This is a genomic window from Halopolyspora algeriensis, from assembly GCF_003337235.1.
GTDB lineage: Bacteria > Actinomycetota > Actinomycetes > Mycobacteriales > Pseudonocardiaceae > Haloactinomyces > Haloactinomyces algeriensis.
Window position 1 is genome coordinate 140,660 of record NZ_QPJC01000009.1, and the last position, 24,967, is coordinate 165,626.

General features: G+C 68.5%; 20 protein-coding genes and 1 pseudogene. 11 read left to right on the forward strand and 10 right to left on the reverse strand.

Translation table 11 applies throughout. From position 1 onward, the window contains the following. Window positions 1–40: 40 nt before the first annotated feature. Window positions 41–721, reverse strand: a complete 681-nt coding sequence (locus DFQ14_RS14750; RefSeq protein ID WP_114453861.1) for an IclR family transcriptional regulator — start codon at window positions 719–721, stop codon at window positions 41–43. A gap of 1,223 nt (window positions 722–1,944) precedes the next feature. On the opposite strand from DFQ14_RS14750, the gene DFQ14_RS14760 reads away from it, so the two are divergent. Both DFQ14_RS14760 and htpG read left to right on the forward strand, forming a co-directional pair. Then, a complete protein-coding gene (locus DFQ14_RS14760) occupies window positions 1,945–2,784 on the forward strand; it encodes an aldo/keto reductase (RefSeq protein ID WP_114453862.1) in 840 nt (279 codons plus the stop codon). A gap of 474 nt (window positions 2,785–3,258) precedes the next feature. Next, complete coding sequence (htpG, locus tag DFQ14_RS14765; RefSeq protein WP_114453863.1) at window positions 3,259–5,163, forward strand: molecular chaperone HtpG; 1,905 nt, start codon at window positions 3,259–3,261, stop codon at window positions 5,161–5,163. Between the two features lie 715 nt (window positions 5,164–5,878). Here htpG and DFQ14_RS14770 read toward each other — a convergent pair. Both DFQ14_RS14770 and DFQ14_RS21900 read right to left on the reverse strand, forming a co-directional pair. Beyond that, window positions 5,879–7,396, reverse strand: a complete 1,518-nt coding sequence (locus DFQ14_RS14770) for an MFS transporter (RefSeq protein ID WP_114453864.1) — start codon at window positions 7,394–7,396, stop codon at window positions 5,879–5,881. Between the two features lie 401 nt (window positions 7,397–7,797). Continuing rightward, window positions 7,798–7,953, reverse strand: a complete 156-nt coding sequence (locus tag DFQ14_RS21900; protein WP_158546705.1) for a hypothetical protein — start codon at window positions 7,951–7,953, stop codon at window positions 7,798–7,800. Between DFQ14_RS21900 and DFQ14_RS14780 the strand changes: the two genes are divergently transcribed. Continuing rightward, window positions 7,952–8,878, forward strand: coding sequence for a bifunctional DNA primase/polymerase (locus DFQ14_RS14780; RefSeq protein ID WP_114453866.1), 927 nt, complete (start codon window positions 7,952–7,954; stop codon window positions 8,876–8,878). The two genes, DFQ14_RS21900 and DFQ14_RS14780, sit on opposite strands and share 2 nt — an antisense overlap. Before the next feature lie 191 nt (window positions 8,879–9,069). Here the strand turns inward: DFQ14_RS14780 and DFQ14_RS14785 are convergent, their stop codons facing one another. The 5 genes from DFQ14_RS14785 to DFQ14_RS14805 form a co-directional block, all read right to left on the reverse strand. Further along, complete coding sequence (locus DFQ14_RS14785; protein WP_114453867.1) at window positions 9,070–10,662, reverse strand: alkaline phosphatase D family protein; 1,593 nt, start codon at window positions 10,660–10,662, stop codon at window positions 9,070–9,072. Between the two features lie 539 nt (window positions 10,663–11,201). Next, entirely contained in the window at window positions 11,202–12,605 is a 1,404-nt protein-coding gene (locus tag DFQ14_RS14790; protein ID WP_246195624.1) for an Nramp family divalent metal transporter, read from the reverse strand. A 25-nt stretch (window positions 12,606–12,630) separates the two neighbouring features. Further along, the gene (locus DFQ14_RS14795; RefSeq protein ID WP_114453868.1) at window positions 12,631–13,791 is read right to left on the reverse strand and encodes a sialidase family protein; all 1,161 of its coding nucleotides are present in this window, start codon (window positions 13,789–13,791) and stop codon (window positions 12,631–12,633) included. Next, a complete protein-coding gene (locus DFQ14_RS14800) occupies window positions 13,788–14,549 on the reverse strand; it encodes an HpcH/HpaI aldolase family protein (protein ID WP_114453869.1) in 762 nt (253 codons plus the stop codon). Before DFQ14_RS14800 ends, DFQ14_RS14795 begins: the two co-directional genes overlap by 4 nt. A 25-nt stretch (window positions 14,550–14,574) precedes the next feature. Then, window positions 14,575–15,561, reverse strand: a complete 987-nt coding sequence (locus DFQ14_RS14805; protein WP_114453870.1) for an aldo/keto reductase — start codon at window positions 15,559–15,561, stop codon at window positions 14,575–14,577. A gap of 188 nt (window positions 15,562–15,749) precedes the next feature. Between DFQ14_RS14805 and DFQ14_RS14810 the strand changes: the two genes are divergently transcribed. Genes DFQ14_RS14810 through DFQ14_RS14820 form a run of 3 tightly spaced genes read left to right on the forward strand, consistent with a single transcriptional unit; the run spans window position 15,750 to window position 18,793 of the window. Continuing rightward, entirely contained in the window at window positions 15,750–16,976 is a 1,227-nt protein-coding gene (locus DFQ14_RS14810; protein WP_114453871.1) for a four-carbon acid sugar kinase family protein, read from the forward strand. A gap of 35 nt (window positions 16,977–17,011) precedes the next feature. Beyond that, window positions 17,012–17,977 carry a 4-hydroxythreonine-4-phosphate dehydrogenase PdxA gene (gene pdxA, locus DFQ14_RS14815; RefSeq protein ID WP_114453908.1) on the forward strand — a complete coding sequence of 322 codons (966 nt, stop codon included), beginning with the start codon at window positions 17,012–17,014 and terminating at the stop codon, window positions 17,975–17,977. An 18-nt stretch (window positions 17,978–17,995) separates the two neighbouring features. After that, window positions 17,996–18,793: a DeoR/GlpR family DNA-binding transcription regulator gene (locus tag DFQ14_RS14820; protein WP_114453872.1), complete on the forward strand. Its 798-nt coding sequence runs from the start codon at window positions 17,996–17,998 to the stop codon at window positions 18,791–18,793. A 255-nt stretch (window positions 18,794–19,048) separates the two neighbouring features. Here the strand turns inward: DFQ14_RS14820 and DFQ14_RS14825 are convergent, their stop codons facing one another. Beyond that, window positions 19,049–19,978 carry an alpha/beta fold hydrolase gene (locus DFQ14_RS14825; protein WP_114453873.1) on the reverse strand — a complete coding sequence of 310 codons (930 nt, stop codon included), beginning with the start codon at window positions 19,976–19,978 and terminating at the stop codon, window positions 19,049–19,051. Between the two features lie 333 nt (window positions 19,979–20,311). On the opposite strand from DFQ14_RS14825, the gene DFQ14_RS14830 reads away from it, so the two are divergent. From DFQ14_RS14830 to DFQ14_RS22370, 3 genes and pseudogenes are all read left to right on the forward strand, one after another. After that, on the forward strand, window positions 20,312–20,620 hold the full coding sequence (locus DFQ14_RS14830) for an ArsR/SmtB family transcription factor (RefSeq protein ID WP_114453874.1): 309 nt from the start codon (window positions 20,312–20,314) through the stop codon (window positions 20,618–20,620). After that, window positions 20,617–21,561 carry an SRPBCC domain-containing protein gene (locus tag DFQ14_RS21905; RefSeq protein ID WP_141921330.1) on the forward strand — a complete coding sequence of 315 codons (945 nt, stop codon included), beginning with the start codon at window positions 20,617–20,619 and terminating at the stop codon, window positions 21,559–21,561. Before DFQ14_RS14830 ends, DFQ14_RS21905 begins: the two co-directional genes overlap by 4 nt. A gap of 139 nt (window positions 21,562–21,700) precedes the next feature. After that, window positions 21,701–22,234, forward strand: a pseudogene (locus tag DFQ14_RS22370) (putative immunity protein). Between the two features lie 100 nt (window positions 22,235–22,334). Here DFQ14_RS22370 and DFQ14_RS14845 read toward each other — a convergent pair. After that, window positions 22,335–23,021, reverse strand: a complete 687-nt coding sequence (locus tag DFQ14_RS14845) for a DUF899 domain-containing protein (protein ID WP_114453875.1) — start codon at window positions 23,019–23,021, stop codon at window positions 22,335–22,337. A 234-nt stretch (window positions 23,022–23,255) separates the two neighbouring features. Between DFQ14_RS14845 and DFQ14_RS14850 the strand changes: the two genes are divergently transcribed. Then, entirely contained in the window at window positions 23,256–24,083 is an 828-nt protein-coding gene (locus DFQ14_RS14850; RefSeq protein WP_158546706.1) for a helix-turn-helix domain-containing protein, read from the forward strand. A gap of 428 nt (window positions 24,084–24,511) precedes the next feature. Further along, on the forward strand, window positions 24,512–24,868 hold the full coding sequence (locus DFQ14_RS14855; protein ID WP_114453877.1) for a VOC family protein: 357 nt from the start codon (window positions 24,512–24,514) through the stop codon (window positions 24,866–24,868). Window positions 24,869–24,967 lie beyond the last annotated feature (99 nt).

Genomic DNA, 24,967 nt, shown 5'->3' on the forward strand with positions numbered 1-24,967 from the left:
AAAGTAAGCGAGTTCACACCCCGCGGTCAACCCCGAGCGCTCAGCCGGCCAGCAGAGCGCTCAGCCGAACGGCTGCCGCCCGGGACTCGCGGACCGCGCGCTCGGTGTCCAGCCCACCCAGGACCACGACCCCGACCGAGGCCTCGATCCCGGCAGCCTCCAGCGCGGGGATACCGACCAGCCCGACACTCACCCCGATGGCACCGGCCTGCAGCTGGCCGTGCGTGAGGCTGTAGCCGCGCTCCCGCGCGGTGCGCACGTCCTCGCTGTCGTGCGGGGACTCCGGGCGGGTGGCCAAGATCGCCAGCCCCGGTGCGCCACGGTGCAGCGGGTGCCGAGCCCCTTCCTGATAGGACACCCGCAGCGCCTGGCCACGGGCCTCCTCGACCATGACCACGACGCACTCGTCCCCCTCGGCCACCGACACGAAGCTGGTGGCCTGGGTACGGTCGGCGAGCTCGGTGAGAACCGGGCGGCCCACCGTCATCAGCTGCGGAGCGAACCTGCGGGACAGGGTCGCCACCGCCGCGCCCAGGCGTACCCGGCCGCCCTCGTCCCGGGCGACAAGGCCGTGGCTCTCCAGCGTGCCCACGATCCGGTAGGCAATGGCGCGATGCACGCCCAGCTCATCCGCGATCTCACTGACCAGCACACCGCTGGGCTGCAGTGACACGAAGTCCAGGGTCCGCAACCCGCGATCCAGGGTTTGCAACGTCGACATGTCACGACTATCGCACTCGATCCTGCGATATCAGTGACTGGTGGGTTTGTGCCTGCGTGGTCCCGCGCCTCCAGAACACCGCCACCGAGCCCGAGGCCACCCGCAACGGGTGCCAGGGTCCGAGGACCATTCGGGACAGCGGAAACACCGGTGAGTATCGCTCCGGAGAACCGCCGGGGCTGATTTTCCAAAGCTCCTGCCCTGAGCTGCTTCCGAGCAGGACCACCACCACGTCCGTCGGCCAAACCGCCGGACCATGTCGCAGGCAGCTCGCACAACTCGGGCGACCACGACGAGCTTTCGACCCTGGCCGCCAGCACGTCGACCACCTCCGACAGGACCAGTCGCGCCGATCCCACATGGATTGTCGAAGAGCCAAAACCGTCTGACCGCGACGGCCACAGAACGCCTGACGCCACTGTCCACGTGTGATGGTCCGGCGAACCGATTTTCACCACTGTGCTGCCTCATTGGCGCACAAACGGATTGGTGCAGCGCACAAAGAGAAGGGCCTGAGGGTGATCGGAGGTGACCGCCCACTTTCCACGCGCGGGCCTGGCCCGCGCATGCCACACCGACACCGGCGACCTCGCCGGCCAAGGCCGCCGACCCCGCGACAACCACGAACTCCCTCAGTACCGACACTGCGTCGACAACGGTGTCGCTCCCCAATCGGAGCGAGTGCGTCGATCCTGTGGGATCTCCGCCCGCCTTCCGCCGATGCAGCAGGAAGAGCAGCCCGAGACAGCCTCCGGCCGCGTACCGCAAGAAGAGGTGGACTCCTGTGCGGACGAATCTCCGGCGAGGTCCTGGCGTGTCGCCAGCGCGTCCGTCATCTCTGGCCAGCGATGCAGGGACACAGCCCGGCCGCGTTGCGCGAAACCCTGCTCCGCGCGTGAAATCCACGGGACCATCGCTCCGGTGGCCGCTTCCTTCCTTCACGGGCCCCAGCGACCTGAGCACAGTTTCGACTGGTGTCGCTGTGCCCGTACCGCGGCCGGATACCGGGGAACTGCTGGTGCGGACAGTGCTGCAGCGGTGCACAACACCGATATCCGAACTCGGCAAGGCAGATGTGGCCTGCTCGGACAGCCAGGCGCACCTGCGGGGTGGTGCGGCACGATTTCATTCCCTCGCATCCAGGGCGGCGACACCGTCGACCGACTCAGCACCGCTGCAGCCCGCGCCGCCCTCGTCAGTGCGGGTCAAGCTAAGCTGGGTGAGTGACTGGGATCGGTTCTTACGAGCTGAACGACGGCAACTCCCTGCCCGTGGTGGGCTTCGGTACGTTCCCGCTGCGTGACGAAGACGGGGCAGCGGTGATGCGCGCCGCTCTGGAGAGCGGCTATCGGCTGCTCGACAGCGCCGTCAACTACGGCAACGAGGAGGCAGTCGGCCAGGCGGTGCGCGCATCCAGCGTGGCTCGGGAGGACGTGCGTATCACCACGAAGGTCCCCGGCCGGCACCACGAGCACTCCCTGGCTGTGAAGTCGGTCGAGGAGTCCCTGCGCAAGATGGGGACCGACTACCTCGATCTGTGCCTGATCCACTGGCCCAATCCGAGCGTCGGCAGGTACGTCGAAGCGTGGCGCGCCCTGATCGATCTCCGCGAGCGGGGCCTGGCGCGTTCCATCGGCGTCAGCAATTTCACCGAGCAGCACCTACGCGCCATCATAGATGACAGCGGTGTCACACCCGCGGTCAACCAGCTCGAGCTGCACCCGTACTTTCCGCAGGCCGCGATGCGGCAGGTCAATGCCGAGCTGGGAATCCAGACGCAATCATGGAGCCCGTTGGGCGAACGCAGTGTCCCTTTTGCCGAGCGGCCGGTGGCCGAAGCCGCAGCTGCACACGGCGTCACGCCAGCGCAGGTGATTCTGCGGTGGCAGCTGCAGCTTGGTGCGCTGCCCATACCGAAGTCGGCGGACCCGCAGCGACAGCGGGAAAACCTCGACCTCTTCGGCTTCGAACTCACCGATGCCGAAGTCGTGGCGATCAGTGGGCTGGCCAGGGACGACGGGCGCCTGTTTGGCGGAGACCCGGACGTTCACGAGGAGATGTAGTCGCGCGTGCCGGGGAAGGCTCCGGCAGCCCGCAGCGGGCTCGGACCAGCTCCTCCAACGCCACATTGACCAGGTCCGGCGGATGAAACCCACCCAACCAAACCGCCGGAAAAACCGTTCATCAGACGGACCCCCGCCGCCTGGTTAGGCGAGAAAGTGGCGGAGTTGTTCGGTGGCGGTGGAGTCGTGCTGGGCGTTGGGATCCGACGGAAGGGCGAAGCGGCGCGACATCGAAGGCGCATCAGGAAGTCGGGGATCCCTCCGTGGGTGCGGGCAATCGGGCCGTGCCGTCACCCGGTGTGTTCCGGTGGTTCCGCTGCTGCGACCCCCGTGGCCGGCCGCAGGCTGCATCACGCGTGTCGGGAGCGGAGCGATTGTCGCGTTCGCGCGAGCTCCTATAATCTTGACCGTGCCGGTGTCGTCGTTCGACGCGACACGACGCGCAGGAATTGTGATTTTTCGGAAAGGAGATCAGTGAGCACGCAGGCGGAAACATTCGAATTCCAGGCGGAATCGCGCAAATTGTTGCAGTTGATGGTCCACGCCATCTACTCGAACAAGGACACGTTCCTGCGCGAACTCGTTTCCAACGCCTCGGACGCGCTCGACAAGGTGCGATTGGAGTCCTTCCGCGACAAGGACCTGGAGGTGGACACCTCCGACCTGCACATCCTGATCGAGGCCGACAGGGAGCACCGCACGCTGACGGTGCGCGACAACGGTATCGGCATGTCCCGCGACGAGGTCCAGGAGCTCATCGGCACGATCGCGAAGTCGGGCACGGCCGAACTCCTCCAACAGCTGAAGGACACGAAGGACGGCGCGGCCGCGCAGGAGCTGATCGGCCAGTTCGGGCTCGGTTTCTACGCCAGCTTCATGGTCGCCGACAGGGTGACGCTGCTGACCCGCCGGGCGGGTGAGGACACGGGCACCCGGTGGGACTCCACCGGCGAGGGCACCTACACCCTCGAGGGGGTCGACGAAGCTCCGCAGGGCACGGCGGTGACGCTGCACCTGAAGGCCGAGGACCAGGAAGACAGCCTGCTCGACTACACCGACAGCACGACGATCACCACCATCGTCAAGCGATACTCCGACTTCATCTCGTGGCCCATCCGGATGGAGGTCGAGCGCACCGACTCCGAGGGCGAGACCACGCGACAGATCGAGACGATCAACTCGATGAAGGCGCTCTGGGCCCGTCCCAAGGAGGAGGTCGCCGAGGAGGAGTACCGCGAGTTCTACAAGCACATCAGCCACGACTGGAACGACCCGCTCGAGACCATCCACCTGCGGGCCGAGGGCACGTTCGAGTACCAGGCGCTGCTGTTCATCCCCTCGATGGCCCCCTTCGACCTGTTCACGCGCGATGCCAAGCGCGGTGTCCAGCTCTACGTCAAGCGCGTGTTCATCATGGACGACTGCGAAGCGCTGCTGCCGGAGTACCTGCGCTTCGTCAAGGGCGTGGTGGACGCCCAGGACCTCTCCCTCAACGTCTCGCGGGAGATCCTGCAGCAGGACCGCCAGATCCAGATGATGCGCAGGCGACTGGTCAAGAAGGTGCTTTCCACGGTCAAGGAGCTGATGACCGAGGACCCGGATCGCTACGCCAAGTTCTGGGACCAGTTCGGCCAGGCCGTCAAGGAAGGTCTGCTGGGCGACGTCGACAACCGCGATCAGATCCTCGAGATCTCCTCCTTCGAGTCCACGCACGATCCGGAGAGCAGGACGACGCTGCGCCAGTACATCGAGCGGATGAAGGACGGCCAGGACAGCATCTACTACATCACCGGGAGTTCGCGGTCCAAGGTCGAGAACTCCCCGCACATCGAGGCCTTCCGGGACAAGGGCCTGGAAGTGCTGCTGCTGACCGACCCGGTCGACGAGATGTGGGTGGAGTCGGTCCCGGAGTTCGACGGCAAGCCGTTCCAGTCGATCGCCAAGGGCCAGGTCGACCTCGACGAGCAGGACGATTCCAACAGCGAGCGAGCCGAGCAGGAGCAGGAGTTCGCCGAGGTGCTGTCCTGGATGTCGACCAAGCTCGCCGACGACGTGAAGGAAGTGCGGTTGTCCTCGCGTCTGAGCACGTCACCGGCCTGCGTGGTCGGCGACACCAACGACATGGGGCCGACGCTGGAAAAGATGTACCGCGCCATGGGCCACGAGATGCCGCCGGTGAAACGCATCCTCGAGGTCAACCCCAACCATCCCCTCGTGAGCGGGATGCGCGATGCCTACGACAAGAACGGGGAGAGTCAGGAGCTGAAGGAGACGGCCGAACTCGTCCACGGCATGGCGCTGCTGGCCGAGGGTGGTGAGCTCCGGGAACCCGCAGAATTCACCACCCTGCTGGCCAACAGGCTCGCCCGGACGCTGTAACCGCTCTGGCCTCCTGCCGGGACCGGAAAGCAGTCGCTCCCCGGCCCCGGCAGGGCGCCGCGGCAAGGCCATTCCTCCCCGACCGGCTGTTCCCGCCGATGAGGCTGTGCACGCACCAACCGTTTCCACCCGCTCGTGCTCGAGCGGATCGCCACGACGGCGCGGCAGGAATCGCTGTGGGCTCAGCCACCGGCAAGGCACGGGGTGAGCTGCGCACTATCCACCCGGCTACGGCTGAGTGGGTGACTCGGGGAACTGTGGGTGGTCACCGGACATGTCCTGTGTCGCTGTCCTGCCAGGAGGCCTCGAGCCAGGTGTCGCGGACTGGACCAACTGCACACAGTGCCGCGGGAGGAACTCGTCTGCCTGCAGCGGTGACGGCACACAGCACGACCTTGGCGGTGGCCGGTCGAGCTCTCAGTCCATACTCGACCGGCCACCGTTCCTCGAAGCTGAAGCGCTGACTCCACGCAGTACGGGGCAGACGTCCGGAGTGCCGCGCCCGGTGGCGGCGTGGATCAACGCCACCGGATCGACGAGCTCAGCCCATGCCCACCACGCCAAGACCAGTGCCTCGCCAACCTTTCTGTCGCCATGCTCGGTGCCGGATGACCGCGACGCCGGGCACTCGAGAAGCACGGATCCCTACCGCGGCGACGGGATCTCGCTTTCTTTCCGGGGAGTCTGTCGACGAGTGTTCGTGTATGCCGCGCTGTCAGCGTGGCGGGCCGGGCAGCGGTGCCGAGTCCGAGTCGGTGTGCTCGGCCGATCCGCTGCGGTCTCGACGGGTGGCCGTGCTGGTCGCACTCGACTGGTGTGCCGGCGCGCCCGGCAGTATGCCCAGCATCAGCACGGCGGCACTGGCCAGGATGGCGGCCCCCGTCGCAAAGGCCGCCGCATAGCCGGTGGTCAGCACGCCCGGGTCGGTGCTGCCGTGGATGTGGGCGGCGCCCACCGCCGACAGCACCGACAGTGACAGCGCACCGCCGATCTGGCGGGAGGTGTTGACCAGCCCGGACACCAACCCTGTTTCTCCTGGCCCGGCGCCCGAGGTGGCGACCGCGGCCACGGGTGTGGCGGTCAGCCCGGCGCCGAGTGCCATGAGGATGCCGGGCCCGAGGATCGTGCCGAGATAGGTTCCGTCCACGGTCATGGTGCTTTGCCAGACCATGCCGGCCGCGCCGATCAACGCCCCCGCCACGGCCAGGGTCTTGGCGCCCAGCAGGCGCATCAGCCGGGGTGCGGCCTGCGCGCCGAGGATGATGCTCACCGAGTGCGGCAGGAAGGACAGGCCTGTCCGCAGTGGTGTGTAGCCGAGCACGTGCTGCATGTACAGCGTCAGGAAGAACCACATGCAGAACATGACCCCGCCCGCGGCCAGCATCGCAGCGTTGGCCGCGGCCACCGAACGCAGTCGAAACACGTGCAACGGCATCAGCGGCTCCCGCAAGCGGGCCTCGACCACGACGAACACGGCCAGCACCACCAGCCCGGCGCCCAGCGGCAACAGCGCGCCGACCGCCGTCCACCCTGCGGACTCGGTCTGCACGATGCCGTAGGCCAGCAGCGCCAAGCCCGCACTGACCAGCATCGCACCGGGCAGGTCCAGCCGCTTGCGGACCTGATCACCACGCTCGGCCAACCACAGCACCGCACCGGCCATGGTCAGCGCCCCGACCGGAACGTTGATCAGCAGCACCCAGCGCCAGGACAGGAATTCGGTGAGCACACCACCGACGAGGCTGCCCGCCGCGCCACCACCGGCGCCGACCGCGGTCCACACGGCGATCGCGCGGGTGCGACCCGACTCGTCGGCAAACGAGCCGGTGACCAGAGTGAGGGTGGCCGGGGCCAGCACGGCCGCACCGACCCCTTGGATCGCGCGGGCGGTGATGAGCTGCCACGGTGCCATCGCCATCCCACCGGCCAGGCTGGCCACAGTGAACAGACCGAGCCCGGTGACGAAGGTGCGTTTGCGGCCGAACACATCGGCGGCCCGACCACCCAGCAGCATGAAACCGGCGAAGGTGATCACATACGCGTTCACCACCCACTGCAGCCCCGCCTGGCTCAACTCGAGACCGGACCGCATGGCCGGCAGCGCCACATTGACCACCGACACATCGAGCACCACCAAGAACTGGCCCAGGCAGGCGATCGCCAGCACCACCCAGGGCGGCGGACTCGAGGCACTGCGATCGACCTGCGTCCGACCGGCCACCGACGGATCCATACGTTCCTTTCCTCTGCCCGGTGCCCGCCCTGCTCTCGGCGCGCACGACCGGGATTGTTCACCTTGGAGTGCGCTCGAGGTCAATCCGCCGGCATTCGGTCATGGTTCGACACCCACCGTCCGGAGCTGTGCTCGGTTCTCGAGCTCCGAGGTGCCTCTGCCACTTCGGTGCTGAACCATCGCCGCGGCCGCTCCCGCGTGCCCAGCGGCACTGCCTTCGGCGGCCCGCAGGTGTGGAGGCGGGCACTCCGACCGACACAGGCGGCTGCGGGCGAGGTCCCGCCTGCCGGCGATCCCACCCGGTCGGGCGAGCGCGGAGACCACCGCGATGGTCGACACGCTCGTTGCCCGCTTGCGCGGCCACGGCACATCCTCGTCACCGTCCCCGCGCAACACCCGCCTCACGGGCGACCCATCGTCTTGCTCAGTGCGCCACCTCGCTGTGAGCAGACCACGTCCCCGTGGTTGCCGGCTTTCGGCCCCAACACCGAGTCCGCCGCGCCACCGGCCCCTGTCAGGCCCCACTCGTAGTCTGCTGCCGGAAGGAAACGCGCCATGCCCACCACACCCAGCTCACCGCCGCGCCTGCTGGCGGCCGCCCTGGCCGCCGCCGACCGCGGATGGCCCGTCGTGCCCGTCCGGCCCCGCTCGAAGATTCCGGCGCTGCACCACCGCGACCGCTGCCCCGGCACCGGCGTCTGCGCCGACGGCCACCGCGGCTGGCCCCAACGGGCCACCACCGATCCGAGCACGCTGGCCCAGTGGTGGCACCGACGCCCGTACAACATCGGCATCGCCACCGGCCCCGCCGCACTCGTCGTGCTCGACCTCGACGAGGCCCACGCCCACGGAGCCACCACCCCACACGGCCTCACCCACGGCACGTCCGTGTTCGCCCGGCTCGCCGAGGAGGCCGGCCAGTCCGCCCCGTGGGACACCTACACCGTGCTCACCCCGAGCGGAGGGCGGCACCTGTACTACCACGCCCCCGCACCGGGGACGATCCGCAGCAGCACCGGCCCGTCCGGGCTCGCCCCGCTGATCGACGTGCGCGCCCAGGGCGGCTTGATCCTCGCCGCAGGATCGACCCGCCGCGACGGCGACTACCGCCGCGATCCCACCGCGCCGCAGGAGCTGCTGCCGCTGCCCGAGTGGCTCGCCGACCGGCTCACTCCCCCACCACCTCCCCCACCGGCCCAGCTCGACCTGCCGCCCGGACAGGTCGATGCCTACGTTGCCGGTGTGGTGCGCCGCCGCGTCGCCGCAGTCCACGCGGCCGAGGTCGGAACACGCCACAGCACGCTGCTGTCGGCCGCAGCCGGGCTGGGCCGGTTCGTCGGCGCCGGCCACCTGCACTACGACGACGCCTGGAACCAGCTGCTCACCGCCGCGCAGGCACACCTCGGCGTCGAGGATTTCACCCTCCACGAGCTCGAAACCACCCTGCGCGACGGGCTGGCCTGGGGCATCGCCCACGCGTAAGCACCGTCGCCGCCCACCGGACCCGAGTGCGAGCCACCACGATCCTCCTTCTGGCCATCTGATCGCCACGCGCCGGAAGACCGATCTCCCCGACACCGCACGCTGGGACACCGCACCTGCGCGATGTCCTGCGCACGCAGCAGAGTCGGATCGCGTACTGCTCCTCGACCGTGCCGGGCCCGGTCGGTGGCTCAGGCGGGCCGGGCACCCGGCCGATCGTTGTCGATGACGTAGCTCGCGCGGGTGCGTACCGGCGCGCCCGGGCGGGTCACGTAATCGACGGTGCGGAAATCGGCGGTCCACTCGGTGGGGGTGACGATGTTGCGCACATAGCCCCGCTGGCGGTTGAGGAATGTGATGTGCGGGTTCTCCTGCAGCTGCACCTGGTCACCGGGACGCTGGTGCTGACCGTCACCGCCGCTGGTGATCGAAGTCCCGACCAGTTCGGTGGCCACAGTGGCCGATCCGGGATCGTTGAAATCGGCCTTGACGTCGGCGACGTAGTTGGCGTGCACATCGCCGGTGAGCACCACGGGGTTGGAGGCGGTAGCGGCGAGGTGGTCGCGGAGTTCGTTGCGTTCGACGGCGTAGCCGTCCCAGGCATCGTTGCTGAAGTTCGTGTCCGCCCCGGCGACGAAGTCGCGCTGGGAGAAAAACACCTGCTGGGCCAGCACATTCCACCGCGCGGTCGGCCCGGCCACCGCCTCGCGCAGCCAGGCCTTCTGCCGGTCACCGAGCAAGGTGCGGTTCGGGTCGGCCCGGTGAGCGTCGCCGACCTGGTCACTGCGGTACTGGCGGGTGTCGAGCAGGTAGAAGTCCATCAGATCACCGAAGGTCAGCCGACGATACAGCTGCACATCCGGTCCCTGTGGACGTTGGCTGCGGCGCAGCGGCATGTGCTCGTAGTAAGCCTGCAGCGCCCGGGCGCGGCGTCGCAGGAACCTCTGCGGGGCGTCGTTGTTCTCCGAGATCTCATCGGCCCAGTTGTTTTCCACCTCGTGATCGTCGAAAACGATCGCCCACGGAAACGCCGCATGCGCGGCCTGCAAATCGGTGTCGGTTTTGAACAAGGAATGGCGCAGCCGATACTGCGCCAAGGTCTTGGTTTCCCGACCGTGTGCCGGCCCGACCGAGGCCCCGTGGCGCCACAGGTTCTCCTCGGTGATGCCGTACTCGTAGATGTAATCGCCGAGGAAGAACACCGCATCCAGATCCTCGGTGGCCATGTGCCGGTAGGCGCTGAAATAGCCGTGATACCACGCCTGACAGCTGGCGATGGCAAAAGCGAACCGATCCAGTCGGGCACCGGCCTGCGGCGCCGTCTTGGTCCGCCCGGCCGGGCTGATCTCCGCACCGACGCGGAACCGGTAGAAGTACTCGGTGTCGGGGCGCAGCCCCTCCACCTCCACGTGCACCGAGTGCGCTTCCTCCGGGCGGGCGAGTTCGGTGCCGGCGGCGACCACGCCGCGGAAATGCTCATCGGCGGCCACCTGCCACTGCACCGCCACCGGCCGGTCCGGCATTCCGCCACGGCCGTCCTCGGCCAAGGGCTCGGGAGCCAATCGGGTCCACAGGACCACACCAGTCGGCAGCGGATCACCGGAGGCGACCCCGAGACGGAACGGATCAGAGATCGGTCCTCGGCCCCGGGGCGCGCTCGCCCACCCTGTCGAGGTGCCCAGCGCTGAGGCGCCCAGTGCGGCCGCACCGGCGGTGCCGGCCAGCAACACCTGCCGGCGGGACGCCGACCGAGCAGACGAGGAGGAACTGGTGGGATCGGACATGCGCTGCCTCCGTAGATCGCTGAAGCCATCCACCCACCGACACACGGTGGGCACGTCCCATCACGCCATGCCCACCTTGATCCGCGAACCACGAAAGAGTGAACATTCGGGTTTCTCGGTCACGGGACCGAACGGAGACGACAGGGGAGACCACATCGACACCGCCGCGCAGTCCGCGGGCCCCGTTGGATCCAGGTCGGTGTGGTCACGCTGCACGAACCCGCACTCCCCGCCCGGGCCACAGGCCGACTGCTTTCCAGGAGGGGCCAGCGTGCGAGGGCGACGAGCACCATGCCCGTCGCCCTCGCGGACGAGGTTTTCCGCTTCCTCGCCAGTGCATCCGGGAGGATCCGTGCCGACTGACGCCGGTTCCCCAGCCATCCACCACCAGACCGACGGCCGGGATGCTCTTCGCCGCAGTGGTGTCCCGATCGTGGCGGGTGCGGCTGTTCCGGCACGGAGCTCACGGGCTCTTTCGTCCGGCCTGTTCGTGCTTGCGCCGGCTCCCGTCGGCACGGGCAGACAACCGGTCGGCATGTCTACCCTCCCGTGATCGCGCTGACGACGCTGACACCGAGCTCGTATGTGGCCCACAGGCCGACCGCTCCGATCGCGACGAGGATCGCGGTCTCCCACCATTTGTTGGCATGGCCCGCCGCCATCAGGTCGCGTCGTGAGGTCATGACGATCAGACCGATGATGATCGCGGGGACGGTCAACACGTTGAACGAGTTCCCCAGCAGGGTGATGACGACCATTCCGGGCATGGACGGCATCGAGAAGACGATCGGCACCGTCATGATGACGGTCAGCAGACCCCAGAAGAGCGGGTCGTAGGAGAACATCTCCTTGTCCGGCACTCCGGCCACGTCGCGTTTCACCCTGATGCGCTCCACCCTGGCGGGACGCGATTTGTGGACCGATTCGATGAGCATCCGGACGAACACGCGCGGCTGCGTCACGATGTTGTTGAACACCGTGAAAAAGACCGCGAACCACATGATGGGCGGCCCCGCCGGACCGATCGCTTCGTCCATCATGTTCGCCAGGCCATCGGCCGAGGACACCCCCTCGCCCGTTCCGTGCAGGGTTTCCGCTGCGACCACCCAGACAGCGAGCACGAGCCCGAACATCACCAGCGTCCCGAACCGCAGGTCGAGCCGCTGCATCTTCCGGTACTCCTGGCCACGCCAACCTTTTTCGTGCATCAGGTACGGGTAGAGCAGGTTGGCGGCCGATCCGCCGACGGCACCGATGAGTCCGACCGCGGTGCTCACGGCAGTGATGTAGCCGGCCTCGCCCGGCGGCAGTTCAAACAGCAGACCCCCGAACAGTTTCCCGACGTCCAGGCCGGTGCCGACCAGTGCCAGCAGAAAGCAGCCCACGAGAACGGCCATGGTGATCTGGGCGACGATCTCCAAACCTCGGAAATGGCCCTTCCTGCGGGAAGCCAGCCAAAAAGCCATCGCGATGGTCACCGCAGCCCAGAACGGGACTCCCCAGCTGCCGAACGAGATCAGGCCGTTGAACAGCTGATCGAGCGCGGTGCCTGCGGCCAGGAGCAGAAAGGACACGTACACGAATCCGAGCACACAGGTCGTCGCTCCGATGTAGATCGGGAAGCCCTTCCAGACACGCCCGTAGCCGTCCATGATCGTCTCGTCGCCGACAGCGTTGCACAGCTGGTACTTCGACATCGACGACACGATGAAGTAGCGGGATAGCACCGCGATCAGCAGAGTCCAGATCAGTGCATATCCGAACATGGATCCGGAAACCGAGGCACTGATGAAGTCCCCGGTTCCCAACCACGACATGACCACGACGATTCCCGGCCCCAGGCTCTTGAGGTAGCCGGGCAAGGTACTCGGCGGGCCACCGGACGCTGCCGCCCCGGCGGTTGGTGCTGTGGACGGGACTTCTTCGGTGGAATCGAAACGCATGGCTGCTCCATTGCGATGCCGTTGCTTACAGGCCCGCCCAGTCCGGGGCGATGCGCACATGCTTGATGGCCTGGCGGAAATAGGTGAACGCGATGTGCAGGTCACCGTCGGCGGCCTGGGTGATCGAGGGGTAGGAAAGCTCGCGGTTCAAGCCGTCCCGGGAGTTGTTGGTCAAGCAGTAGCCGTCGCCGACCTCCAGATCGCGGCGGACCGGCCAGGTGTGTCCGTTGTCCGAGGACAGCGCCAGTGTCATCGGCGCGCGGGGAGCACCCCAGAACGCGGCACCGGCGGGCTCCTCCGAGGCCGAGGGCTCGGTGATCGAATCGCCGTCGATCTCGTCGTACAGGGAGGCGCGGCGTGCGGTGGCGTCCTCGGCGCTGCTGGCGTTGAACACCAGCGCCAGTCGACCGTCGTGCAGTGCCGTGGCCTGGATCGAGGAGTTGTTGTTCGGCAGCTCGGTCGGTGCCGGGGCGCTCCAGTGCACTCCGTCGCTCGAGCGGCTCTCGTAGATGGCGTCGGCCTGGCGCCGGCGAAACAGGGCGAGCACAGTGCCATCGGTGAGTGGCACGACGTTCATGTGCACGCACCCTGTGCTGTGCGGGACGTCGTGGTGGTGCCAGGTCGCGCCCTGGTCGTCGGAGACGAGCACCGCACTCGTGTCGTGGTCGCCTCGCCACCTGCCCGCCGTCGGGCGGACACAGTGGAACACCGGCAGCAGCCACCGGCCCGACTCCAGGACCACGACAGGTTGGCGGACGAAGACGCCGCACTCCTCGGAGGCGGGGATCAGGGTGCGCGCGGCAGACCAGGTCCGTCCCTCGTCGGTGGAGCTCGTCACGCGCACTTCGGCGGTGTCCTGATCTCCCGCGTGCTGGGCCGTGTAGAGCAGCCACAGTGCCCCGTTCGGCAGCGGGAACAGGACCGGATTCTGCTCGGAGCGGTGCGGGTCCGACGACACCCGCACCGGCTCGGACCACACCCCGTCGGAGCCGAGTCGCGAGAACCAGATGGTGATGTCCGGCAGCCCTTCCTGGGTGCCGCCGAACCAGGCGCAGCCAAGAGCACCGCTGGGCAGGGGCATCAGGTTCGCCGCGTGCGACTGGGGAGTCGGTGCGGGCAGGAAGGCGTCGTGGCGGTACGGGTCGTCGGTGGCGCGGAGCACGCCGTCGGTCGTCAATTCGCTCATGAGGTCGCCGCCTTCAGGTGAGTCATGGCGGCCTGCTCCAGGTGCACGAGGTCGGAGGCGACGCTGGCGAAGGTGTAGCCCTCAGCCAGGCGCTGCGCGGCGAGTTCCCCGTGGGGGACGTGGATACCGGCTGCGATCCCGGCGTCTTCGGCTGCTTTGCGGATCGTGGCGACGGCCGATTCGAAGGCGTCGGTGACGGCGGGATCGCCGGGATATTCGCCGCCCAGGGCCAGGCACAAATCGGACGGGCCGACGTAGACGCCGTCGAGGCCGTCGGTCGCACAGATTTCGCGCACGTTCGCCAGTCCCTGCGGGGTCTCGATCATCGCGAGGACCACCGTGCTGTTGTCGGTGTCGGCGGGTCGTGGGCCGATCCGGAGCCCGGCACGCATCGGGCCGTAGGAGCGTCGCCCGCGCGGCGGATAGCGGGTCGCGGCGACGGCCTCGGCCGCGTCGGCGGCCGTGTCGATCAGCGGCACGATGACTCCGGCGGCTCCCGCATCCAGGGCGCGACCGATCACGCCGGCCTCGTTGGCCTCGACACGGACGAGACCGACCGAGGAGCCACCGGCATCGGCGGCCATCATGGCGTTCAGAATCCCGGAATAGCCGAGCAGACCGTGCTGGCCGTCCACGGCGATGTAGTCATACCCCAGCCGGGCGATCCGTTCCGTGGCCACCGGCGCATCCAGCACAACCCAGTAGCCGATGAGTTTCTCGCGGGCGCGCAACGTGCTCGCGAACTCGGCAGCGGCCATAGCAGTTCCTCCCTCTCGACGAGTCTCAGCGGTTGTAGGCGGGCATGGGTCCGTACAGGAACGCACCCACGGCGTCGCACGCGTCGAGGACGTCCGGCGGCAGCGGACCCGAGGACATCGCGGTGACGTTCGCCAGCAGGTGCTCGACCGTGGAACCTCCGAGCAGGACCGCTGCCGTGGCCTGTTTGCTGAGCAGCCAGCGCAGTGACAACTCGGCCAGCGTGATTCCGGCGTCGTCCGCGACGCGCGTGAGCTGCTCGACGGCGTCGAACAACCGCTCGTCCCAGTAGCGTTTCCGATACATCTCCGCCAGGCGGGAATCGGCGAAACGACCGGACGACGGTGTGTGTCCGAAACTGTGGCGGCCGGTCAGCAGACCTCCCGCCAGCGGGTTGTAGACCATCGTCAGCAGGTTCGTCGTCTCCGCGAACTCGGCGTACTCGTCCTCGATGCGACGGGCGAGCAGGTTGTACAGCTGCTGAGCGACGACAGGCCGCGGCGCGCCCACCTCGTCGGCGCAGTGGTTGATTTCGGCGATCTGCCAGGCGGCGAAGTTGGACACCCCGAGCGCGGCGATCTTGCCCTCGTCGACGAGTCGGGCGATCGTCGCCAGCGTCTCGGACAGCGGGGTCTTCCGATCCGGCTGGTGCAGGTACAACAGGTCGATCTGCTCGACGCCCAGCCGAACGAGGCTGCCGTCGACGCTCGCGCGCAGCCCCTCGGGCGACAGCGGTGCATGCTCTCCGGCGTCCGGATGCGGCATGCCGGCCTTGGTCGCGAGCACGATCCGGTCCCGACGCGTCGGCAGCAGCTTGCCGAGGATCTCCTCGGTGGCACCGCCGGCGTAGCCGTTGGCGGTGTCCACCCCGGAGATCCCGGCGTCCAGCGCGGTGTCGAGCATGCGCGCCGCCCCGGCGGAGTCGACGGTGTCTCCGAACGTCATCGTGCCGAGCACCAGAGGCGACAGGGGAACGGCGACACCGGGCAGCGTTCTTTCCGGCACAACGGTCATGAGCGACTCCTTCGACACAGTGGCGACCACCCGGGCCGTGTTGTGCCGATCACCCTGACACTGTTGCGCACTTCGCGCAATACCTATAGCGTGATTCGCGCAATCATGGAGCGGCAGTCACCGTCGGCACATCGCCACCACAGCAGGTCAGAACTTGCCCGTCCGGACCGGATCAGGAGGAAGCGAACGTGAGCACCCACCCCCATCCCCGGGTTCTCGCTCTCGCCGACGACCTGTCCGGAGCGGCGGAGACCGCCGCCTGCCTGCACTCGCCCGCACACACCGCACGCATCGAACTCGTGCGCACTCCCGACCAGCTCACTGCGCAGAATGCGCACTCGGTGCTGGTCATGGACCTCGACTCCCGCGCGATGCCGAGCGCCGCAGCCACACACCTCACCCGCACCGCTCTGCAGAACCACGCCTCCCGGTACCCGCAGGTCTTCTTCAAGATCGACTCGTTGCTCCGCGGCAACACCGGCACCACGGTGCGCAACGCCTGCACCCGCCCCGTGGTGGTCGCCCCCGCGCTGCCCGCGGCCGGGCGCACCGTCGTCGACGGTGTGCTGCACGTGCACGAGGTTCCGCTGCACGAGACCGGCGCATGGCAGGCCGAGCACACGAACCCACCTGCCACGGTCGCCGAGCTGTTCCACCCACTGCCCTGCCGCAGCATCCCGCTGGAGACGGTCCGCTCGGGACGGCTGTCCACGGAGCTGGCCGCGTGCGCCGAGACCGGAGACATCCCGATCTGCGACAGCAGAACCGACTCCGACCTCGACGAGATCGTCGCCGCCGCGAACCTGTCCGGTGCTCGACTCATCGGTGCCGGCGGACTGGCCGCCGCACTCGGCCGCAGCCTGCACCTGCCCGAGAGCCCCTCTGCCCCGGCAAGCAACACCGATCATCAGCTGCTCGTCGTCGTCGGCACCGCCGATCCCGGCGCCACCGACCAGGTGCGCACCTTGGCCGCAAGCGGGGTACGCACCGTCACCTGCGACGCAGGCGAGCTCATCGACCGCGGCCCCCGCGATGCGGACCTCGCACGGATTCTCACCGCGCTCGAACGCGGACCGGCCGCCTTGACCATCGACGCACCCGAGCAGGTCGGCGCCGCCCGCGCACGGAACCTCGTGCAGGGACTGGCCACCACCGTCGCGCGAGCGGTCGAGCGCACCCACCGTCCGGTCGATCTCGTCCTCACCGGCGGTGAGACCGCGCGCCGCGCGCTCGACGCGCTGGCGATCACCAGCCTCACCCCGATGGCCCAGATCCACCACGGTGCCGTGCACAGCCGCACCCCGAGCGGAACGTCCGTGGTCACCCGCCCCGGCAGCTTCGGGGACACCGACAGTCTGATCCGCATCGTCGAACATCTGCGCCCCACCGACGTCAATGGAAGGTTGAACAAGTGAGCAGCGTGTCCACCACCCCCGTGATCGCCGTGACGATGGGCGACGGAGCCGGCATCGGCCCCGAAGTCACCGTCGGCGCCCTCGTCGACGACGCCACCGCGTCGCGCTGCCGACCCATCGTCGTCGGCGACGCCGCACGACTGCGTCGGGCTTCCGAGATCCTCGGGCTGCGCACCGACATCGTCGCGATCGAATCGGTTGCGGACGCGGTGTTCGCCCCCGGCCGGATCAACGTTGTCGATCTCGAACTCCTGCCCGCCGACCTCCCCTGGGGGGCCGTCTCCTCGTCGGCGGGTGAGGCCGCGTACCAGTACGTCCGGAAGGCCAGCGAACTCGCCACCCGTGGCGTCGTGCAGGGAATCTGCACGGCGCCGCTCAACAAGGAGGCACTGCACGCGGCAGGCCACACCTATCCCGGCCACACCGAGCTGCTCGCGCATCTCACGGGCACCGACGAAGTGTCGATGATGCTGGCCACGCCCACCGTCAACGTCATCCACGTGACCACACACCTCGGTCTGCTCGACGCCGTCGCCGCGATCGAGCCCGGCCTGGTCGAGCGAACCGTTCGCCGCGGCAATCACACGCTCCGGGACTCCGGGATCACGCACCCGAGGATCGGGGTCTGCGGGATCAACCCGCACGCGGGCGAAAATGGCCTGTTCGGCTATGGCGAGGAGGAAAAGCAGATCACCCCTGCCCTCGAAAAGCTCCAGGCCGACGGCATCGACGTGCGCGGACCACTTCCCGCCGACACCGCCTTCTTCCTCGCCACGCGCGGCGAGTACGACCTGATCGTGGCGATGTATCACGACCAGGGACACGGGCCGGTCAAAGTTCTCGGTATCGAGGCGGGCGTGAACGTCACGGTCGGGTTGCCGGTCATCCGAACCTCGGTCGATCACGGCACCGCCTTCGACATCGCAGGCACAGGCACTGCGACCGCCGATAGCATGATCGAGGCCCTCCGCCAGGCCGCGCAACTCTCCGCCGACACCTGACGAGCCCAGGAGGCAACGATGCCCCGTGGAGCACGGGACCGCCGTGCTGCCATCCTGCGACTGGCAAGCACCTCCGGACTGACCAGTGTCGAGGAACTGTCGAACACCTTCGGGGTGACCGCATCGACCATCCGCCGCGACCTGTCCCAGCTCGAGTCCGCCGGACATCTCGCACGGACCTACGGCGGCGCAATGGCACTGGATGCTCACCACGAAACCTCACTGCGCCAACGCAGCGGACAGGCCTTCGAAGCCAAACGCTCGATCGCGACCTGGGCCGCCGACCAGGTCCGCACGGGCGAAACAATCCTGCTCGACTCGGGAACGACCACCGGCGCCCTTGCTCGCGAACTCGCCACCAGAAGGGACCTGACCGTTGTCACCACCGGCCTGACGGTGCTGCAGGAACTGGCCCAGGCGACCAACGTGCGAGTGGAATGCCTCGGAGGAACCCTGCGGCCCCTCAGCCAGGGCTTCGTCGGATCACTCACGGAGGCTGCTCTGGAACGCATGACCTTCGACCGCGCCTTCCTCGGCGCCGACGGAGTGACCGCCGAACACGGCATCTGCGAAGCAGACCTGCAACAGACCCGGCTCAAGGAACTCATGGGCCAACGCGCCGAGCACACCTACGTCCTCGTGCACGCAGCCAAGCTGGGCCACCACCCGTTCCACGCACATGCCCCGTTCGGCCCCGGTTGGACCCTCGTGACCGACACCGCCGCCGACTCCGCCGCCACGGCCCCGTTCCACGCCCGCGGCATCGATGTCGTCGTCGTCGACCCGGACGGCCGGGTACGGGAGGAGCCGCACTGATCGAGACCGATTCGGGCGCACTCATGCTCCGGTGCGACCGGATCGGTGACAGCTCCGGGCACCTACCTGCGGCCACGTTCGGCACGAGCACCGCTCTCAGGCATCCAACACCCGGCGCCAGCGCTACGAGTGCCACGACGCCGGCCGGCGCTGACCAGTTCGGCCGGGCCCTGCGAGGCCGGTCTTCCTCGATGCCGACCTGGTACGGAACCGAACAGTCAACACAGGACGGAGCAAGTGCTCCCGTCCACTGTCTCAACCGGCAGCGGTGTGCCGCAGCAGAGCGGGCACGACGGTGTCCCACACTCGGCGAGGCAGCTCCTGACCCGTCCCCGCCAGCCGCAGCAATTCCGCGCCCGGAATCTCGCGGGCCAGTGCCTCGCCGTTGCCGATCGGGAAGAACGGGTCCTGCTCACCGTGGAGGACCAGCGTCGGGGCGGTGATCGCACCGAGATGCTCCCGCCACCGCGGCCCGCAGTCCAGGGCCGCGAACGTGCTCGCGAGCTGGTTGGCGCGCTGCACCGCACGCGGATCCGCCCCCGGTGGTGCGGCCGCGACCGCACGATCGAAGATCCGGCCGGCCCGCTCACGCACCGAGACCTCCTCGAAAGGACCAGAACCCGCACAGCAGCGTCCCCAGTCGACCATGGCCGCGACAACCGCATCGCGATCGGACCAGTCGGGCTCGGCCGCGCTGCTCAGATACGCCATCAGTTCCGGCGCGTGCTCGGGCAGGTCCGCATCAGCCGGCCCGGGCGCGGTCGGCCGGGTAGCCATCAACGCCAGCGAGGCCACCCGGTCGCGGTAGTCCAGCGCCAGCAGTTGAGCGATCCAGCCACCGACCCCGAATCCGACCACATGCGCACGCGGCACCTCAAGCGCCTCGAGCAGCCCGGCAGCATCGGCGACCAGATCGCGCAGCGTGTACTGCGGAGCGTCGGGATCCACCATCGTGGAGCGCCCCGTGTCGCGCAGGTCGTAGCGGAGCACGAACCGCGAACCCGCTGCCAGCAGCCGGCAGAAATCATCGTGGAAGGTCAGCATCGAAGTACCGACCAGCAGTACCGGCGGATCGGCCGGCTCGCCGAACGTCTCCACACCCAGATCGACACCACGAGCACGCACAAGCAGCTCGGTGGACTGCTCCGATGACCACCCCTGCTGCCGCGCCGTGTCCTCCGTCATGGCGACTGCCTCCCGCCCGTCATAGCTCGAACCGCATCACGGGCAGACCAGCCGAGAACTGAGAACTCATCGGTCCCCGAGCCGAACCTGCCTCTCCCACGTCGCAGCACCGAGCACCGGTTGCGCACCCGGCGACACCAGGCCGTGCCCGGCCAGTCGCCGCCGCAGAGCACCTCTCGCAGATCTTGCCCGAGCAGGTGCTTCGCCTCTGCTGAGAACGGCCGCACCGTGGCACGGGGCTTGGACCCCGCTGAAAATTCGGGGGCGGCGTGGATATCGCATGATTGGTTAAATTTCTTGACAGCTATATAACTACAAGAGCATATTAATGCCATGGCCACCGCCTTCACCGTTCTCGCCGACCCGCATCGTCGACAGATCCTGGACCTGTTGCGCACTCGCGAGCGTGTCGTGGGTGAGCTGGCCGACCAACTGGGGCTGAGTCAGCCCGGGGTGTCCAAGCACCTGCGGATGCTGCGCGAGGCCGGTCTGGTGACGGTGCGCCATGACGCCCAGCGGCGCTGGTACGGACTGTGCCCGGAACCGTTGGCCGAGGTCGACGACTGGCTGGCGCCGTACCGCGCCTTCTGGTCCGACCGCCTCGACGCACTGGAACGCTACCTGGAGGAGAACCCGCAATGACCGCGATCCTGCAAACCATCGACGGCTACCCTGCGCTGCGTTTCGAGCGCCACCTGGCTCATCCGGTCGAGCGGGTGTGGCGGGCGGTCAGCGACCCGGCCGAGCTCGCACGCTGGATGCCCGCTGCCGCCGACTGGACCCCGGAGAGGGGCGAGGTGTTCGAGCTGGGAGGTCAGACCGGACGGATCACCGAACTCGATCCGCCGCACGTGATCGCCTGGACCTTCGCCGACCAGCTGTTCCGGTTCGAGCTGCGCTCCGAGGGTGCGGGCTGTGCGCTCGTGTTCACCCACGTCTTCGACGAGACGGTGCCGGCAGCGCAGACCGCCGCCGGATGGGAGTGCTACTTCGACCAGCTCGATGCGCACCTGGTCGGTGAACAGCTGTCCGAGCAGCGCGCCCACCAGCCGATCGGACAACGTCACGAGCGCTACGCCGCCGAGTTCGGGCTCGACCCCGCTCCGGGGCGGGCGTTCATCGCCGGCCTGGACTTTCGCGGACTCGCCCTCGACGACGGCCCGGTGCTGCGCCTGGAACGCCGCTACGACCAGCCCGTCGAGCGAGTCTGGCGCGCCCTGACCGAGCCCGACGAGTTGCGCCACTGGTTCCCCGGCGAGTTCGAGATCCGCCACAGCGAGCCACCACACGTGCTGATCGGCTCCTGGCACGGCGACGGGACACTGCGGTTCGAGCTGCGGCCCGCCGACCAGGGGTGCGTGCTCACGTTCACCCACACCTTCACCGACCGCGACCAAGCCGCACTGACCGCCGCCGGCTGGGACCGCTGCTTCGCCCGCCTCGACGCCCTCGTGGCCGGCCAGACGATGAGCGAAGCCGCCGCACTCGCCGCCTGGCCGGACGTGCACGAGCGGTACGCCGCGACCTGGGGCATCGACCCCGCCATCGGACGCGCCGCCTACGCGCAGCATCCCCACGCCTGAACCGGACACCCCTCCATCCAAGTTGCACAATCACCGCATGAGCCCGAGGTTCGGCTTTCCGGCGGTGGTCGACGGTGGCCGGAGAGGAGCGCTTGAGAGCGTCTCCGCACCGATTGGCGACCTGCGGCAGGATTGAGCCGTGCCAACCGAGCCAGGCAAGATCGAGCTGAGCGAGCACGAACTTCGTGCGATCGCGGGCTACGCGGCTGCTTGTGCGCGCAGGGCGCTGTCGCTCTTCGAGCAGAACCGTCCTGTCGACACGCGCCCTCGCGACGCCATCGAGGCAGCACACGCTTTCGCTAGGGGCGGCCGGCGCACGGGCGCTCTGCGGCAGAGCGCGTGGGCGGTGTACAGAGCGGCACGAGAAGCCGCTTCACCCGCTGCGGTCGACGCAGCATGAGCGGCGAGCCATGCGGCCGCCGCTGCATACCTGCATCCCCGGGCAAGCGCTCATCAGGTGAGACACATTCTCGGTGCGGCAGCACATGCGGCACGAGCAGAGGAGTTGGCCTCCGGAGAAGGCTGGCGTGGCACTGCGGGGACGCTTGAGTGGGCGCGTCATCACGCGCCAACAGCGGTCACCGCGGTGCTCGGCCGTCTGCCCGCCGCACATCCCGGAGGCGGCCGCGCGGGAGAGTTCCTTCGCGATCTCGACGCCGTTCTCCGCGCCTGAGGACGATCGGATCCCAGCGGCCTGCAGGGAGATCCTTTCCGTGCGCACGGCCGGAGTTCGGCGCTGAACGGCGGCCGCCAACCGGGGTGTCCCCGACTCTCTACGCGGGGTACTCGTCGCGCTTGCGCGGCCAGTCGGAGAAGTCCTCGCCGCGGCCCTTGGGTGCCCGGTCCAGCAGCTGCCAGGTCGCGTTCAGCGCCTCGGTGCCGCGGTCGTAGGTCGAGTAGGTGTGGTACACGACCCCGTCCTGCAGCGCGAAGCAGCTCAGCGCCATCAGTTCCATCACGTCGAGCATGCTGCCGCTGCCCGTCCCGTAGTCCCGGTGTGACGTCGGGACGTGCATGTAGCTGAAGAAGTCGGCGTCGAAGTCGCTGCCGCCGGAGGACACCCACTCGACGTCCCAGCCCATCCGCTGCTTGTAGGCGGTGAGCACCGGCAGCGGCGAGCGCGAGGAGAGCAGGAACGTCACGTCCCGGCGCGCCAGGTGCGGCACCGCGCCGATCAGGTTGTCCGTTTCGAAGGTGCAGCCCGGGCACCCCTGTGGGGTGTTCGGCCCGTGCATGAAGTGGCGCACGATCAGCTGCGAGCGTCCGTCGAACAGCTCGGCGAGCGTGCGCGGCCCGGCCGTGGTGTCGAACCAGTACTGCTTGTCGACCGGCACCCACGGCAGCTGCCGGCGCTGCCGGGCAAGCTCGGTGGCCCGTCGGGTCAGCTCCTTCTCCTGCGCCAGCTGCCGCTCGTAGGCGGCTCGCCACTGTTCGCGCGTGCCGACCGCGTGCGTCGTCATCGCATCCTCCCGGTGCTACGGATGGGTCCACCGGGATGGACTCCCGGGGACGCCGACACTCATCGGCCGGGCCCCACCGTGCGGGCCACGTCGCGCGGCGTGGCCTTCGACGGCTGAGGCGTGCTCGTCGCCGCGTGGATCATGCGCTGCGGTGCGGACCGGCCCGCACGCTGTGCGGCCGTCGAGGTAGCTACAGAGGTCCTCAGCTCGTCCTGGTCGAGGATTGACGCTAGCGTGTCCAGCACCATGTTCACGTCGATGACGCCCGGCGGACTGACGGGCAAGTTCGTGAAGTCGTTCTGGCTGCACGAGGGCGAGAGGCCGGTGCGGAGAGCGGAGCTGCGCCTGCCGACCGGTGCGGTCGAGCTCATGATCAACTTGCGTGCGGATTGTTTCCGACTGCCCGACAACGTCGGGGTGGGTCAGGTCTATCCGGGTGTAGTCGTGGCAGGGCCGTACCAGCGCGCGTACGTGTTGGACACCGCCCAGCAGTCGCATGTCCTCGGGGTGGTGTTCCGGCCCGGTGCGGCGCGGCCGCTGGTCGGCGCGCCGTTGCACGAGCTCTGCGGCCGCCACGTCGCGTTGGAGGATCTTTGGGGTGCCGGCGCGGAACGGGTGCGCGAGCAGGTGCTCGCCGCACCCGATGCCGCAACACGGCTCCGTACGCTCGAATCTGCTCTGCGCGACCGGCTGGCCCGTTCTGCCGAGCTCGCACACCCTCTGGCCGCCGCCGCGACTGCTTGCCTCGCCGACGCTCCGGGGCGGCACGGTATCGGCCGGCTCGGCGAGCGCTTGGGATGGACCCCACGCCGCGTGGAGCAGGTATTTCGCACCGATGTGGGGCTTTCGCCCAAGGCCTACCAGCGGCTGCAGCGCTTCCGCTCGGCACTCTCGGACATCGACGACTCCGCACGGCTCGGCTGGTCGGCGTTCGCGCTGGAGCACGATTATTACGACCAGGCGCACCTCAGTCGCGAATTCCGCGCCCACTGCGGGCTCTCGCCCACCGCATATCTCCAGCAACGAGGCGAGCAGCTCAACCACGTGCCACTTCCGACGTAGCGCGTTTCGCATTCGTCCAAGACCCGCGCGTTGCCGGTCGGCACCGTGGCAGGCATGGACCGACAGCGGTGCAGCGTCCGCGCACCCCTTCCCGACGATGAATTCACGCTCGCGGTGACCGCCAGCACGTTCCTCTTCGAGGAACTCTTCGACGTGCGCACCGACGTCGACCGCGTCCCTGCACCCAGTGGTCGTCTGGCCATCACGACCGCGCCCGGGCCGGAGCCGCCCGATCATGTCCGGGCGCCAGCCACCCACGGACACACCGGCGAGGAGCTCGAAGCATTGCAGCGCGGCGCAGGCTTCGCGGACGTCGCGAGCGGCATCGAGGGCGACGTCCCACTCAGCCCGGCCGGCAAACCCCGGCAAATCCCATCCGCGGCCCGCGCTCGCCCATCGTTGCCAGACCAGCCGAGGAGGTCACCCGCATGTCAGCAACCAGGATCGTGCCCTATGCCGAGGGAACCGACATTGCCGGCTCCCGGGACTTCTACGTCGAGGTGCTCGGACTGCAGGTCGCCATGCAAGACCCCGTGCTCGGGCTCACCTCGCCCGCCAACCCGGCAGCACAGGTCATCATCCCGCCACCGGGCATGGAAAATCCCGAACCGCACTTCGGCGTCGATGTCGGTGACCCCGCCGCCGTGGACACCGCACACACCGCCGCGGTAGAACGCGGCCTGCACATCGTCTACCCGCTGACGGACGAGCCCTGGGGCGTGCGTCGCTTCTTCGTCCAGGATCCCGGCGGAACGGTCATCAACGTGCTCGCCCACCTCGCGTGAGAAACGGTGCTCACCGAGGCCCCGATCCCCGTGTCGCGCTCGTGGTCGACTCCTGCGACCTGACCACCGGTGAAATCCGCCAGGTCATCGCCCGCGGCA

Coding starts and splice junctions, on each gene's coding strand:
- DFQ14_RS14825 (WP_114453873.1), bottom strand. CDS start 19,978: ATGACGGAGGACACGGCGCGGCAGCAGGGGTGGTCATCGGAGCAGTCC.
- DFQ14_RS14790 (WP_246195624.1), bottom strand. CDS start 12,605: ATGCGTTTCGATTCCACCGAAGAAGTCCCGTCCACAGCACCAACCGCC.
- DFQ14_RS14820 (WP_114453872.1), top strand. CDS start 17,996: ATGCCCCGTGGAGCACGGGACCGCCGTGCTGCCATCCTGCGACTGGCA.
- DFQ14_RS21900 (WP_158546705.1), bottom strand. CDS start 7,953: ATGGCGCGTTTCCTTCCGGCAGCAGACTACGAGTGGGGCCTGACAGGG.
- DFQ14_RS14800 (WP_114453869.1), bottom strand. CDS start 14,549: ATGGCCGCTGCCGAGTTCGCGAGCACGTTGCGCGCCCGCGAGAAACTC.
- DFQ14_RS14785 (WP_114453867.1), bottom strand. CDS start 10,662: ATGTCCGATCCCACCAGTTCCTCCTCGTCTGCTCGGTCGGCGTCCCGC.
- pdxA (WP_114453908.1), top strand. CDS start 17,012: ATGGGCGACGGAGCCGGCATCGGCCCCGAAGTCACCGTCGGCGCCCTC.
- DFQ14_RS14830 (WP_114453874.1), top strand. CDS start 20,312: ATGGCCACCGCCTTCACCGTTCTCGCCGACCCGCATCGTCGACAGATC.
- DFQ14_RS21905 (WP_141921330.1), top strand. CDS start 20,617: ATGACCGCGATCCTGCAAACCATCGACGGCTACCCTGCGCTGCGTTTC.
- DFQ14_RS14770 (WP_114453864.1), bottom strand. CDS start 7,396: ATGGATCCGTCGGTGGCCGGTCGGACGCAGGTCGATCGCAGTGCCTCG.
- DFQ14_RS14805 (WP_114453870.1), bottom strand. CDS start 15,561: ATGACCGTTGTGCCGGAAAGAACGCTGCCCGGTGTCGCCGTTCCCCTG.
- DFQ14_RS14795 (WP_114453868.1), bottom strand. CDS start 13,791: ATGAGCGAATTGACGACCGACGGCGTGCTCCGCGCCACCGACGACCCG.
- DFQ14_RS14780 (WP_114453866.1), top strand. CDS start 7,952: ATGCCCACCACACCCAGCTCACCGCCGCGCCTGCTGGCGGCCGCCCTG.
- DFQ14_RS14855 (WP_114453877.1), top strand. CDS start 24,512: ATGTCAGCAACCAGGATCGTGCCCTATGCCGAGGGAACCGACATTGCC.
- DFQ14_RS14750 (WP_114453861.1), bottom strand. CDS start 721: ATGTCGACGTTGCAAACCCTGGATCGCGGGTTGCGGACCCTGGACTTC.
- DFQ14_RS14845 (WP_114453875.1), bottom strand. CDS start 23,021: ATGACGACGCACGCGGTCGGCACGCGCGAACAGTGGCGAGCCGCCTAC.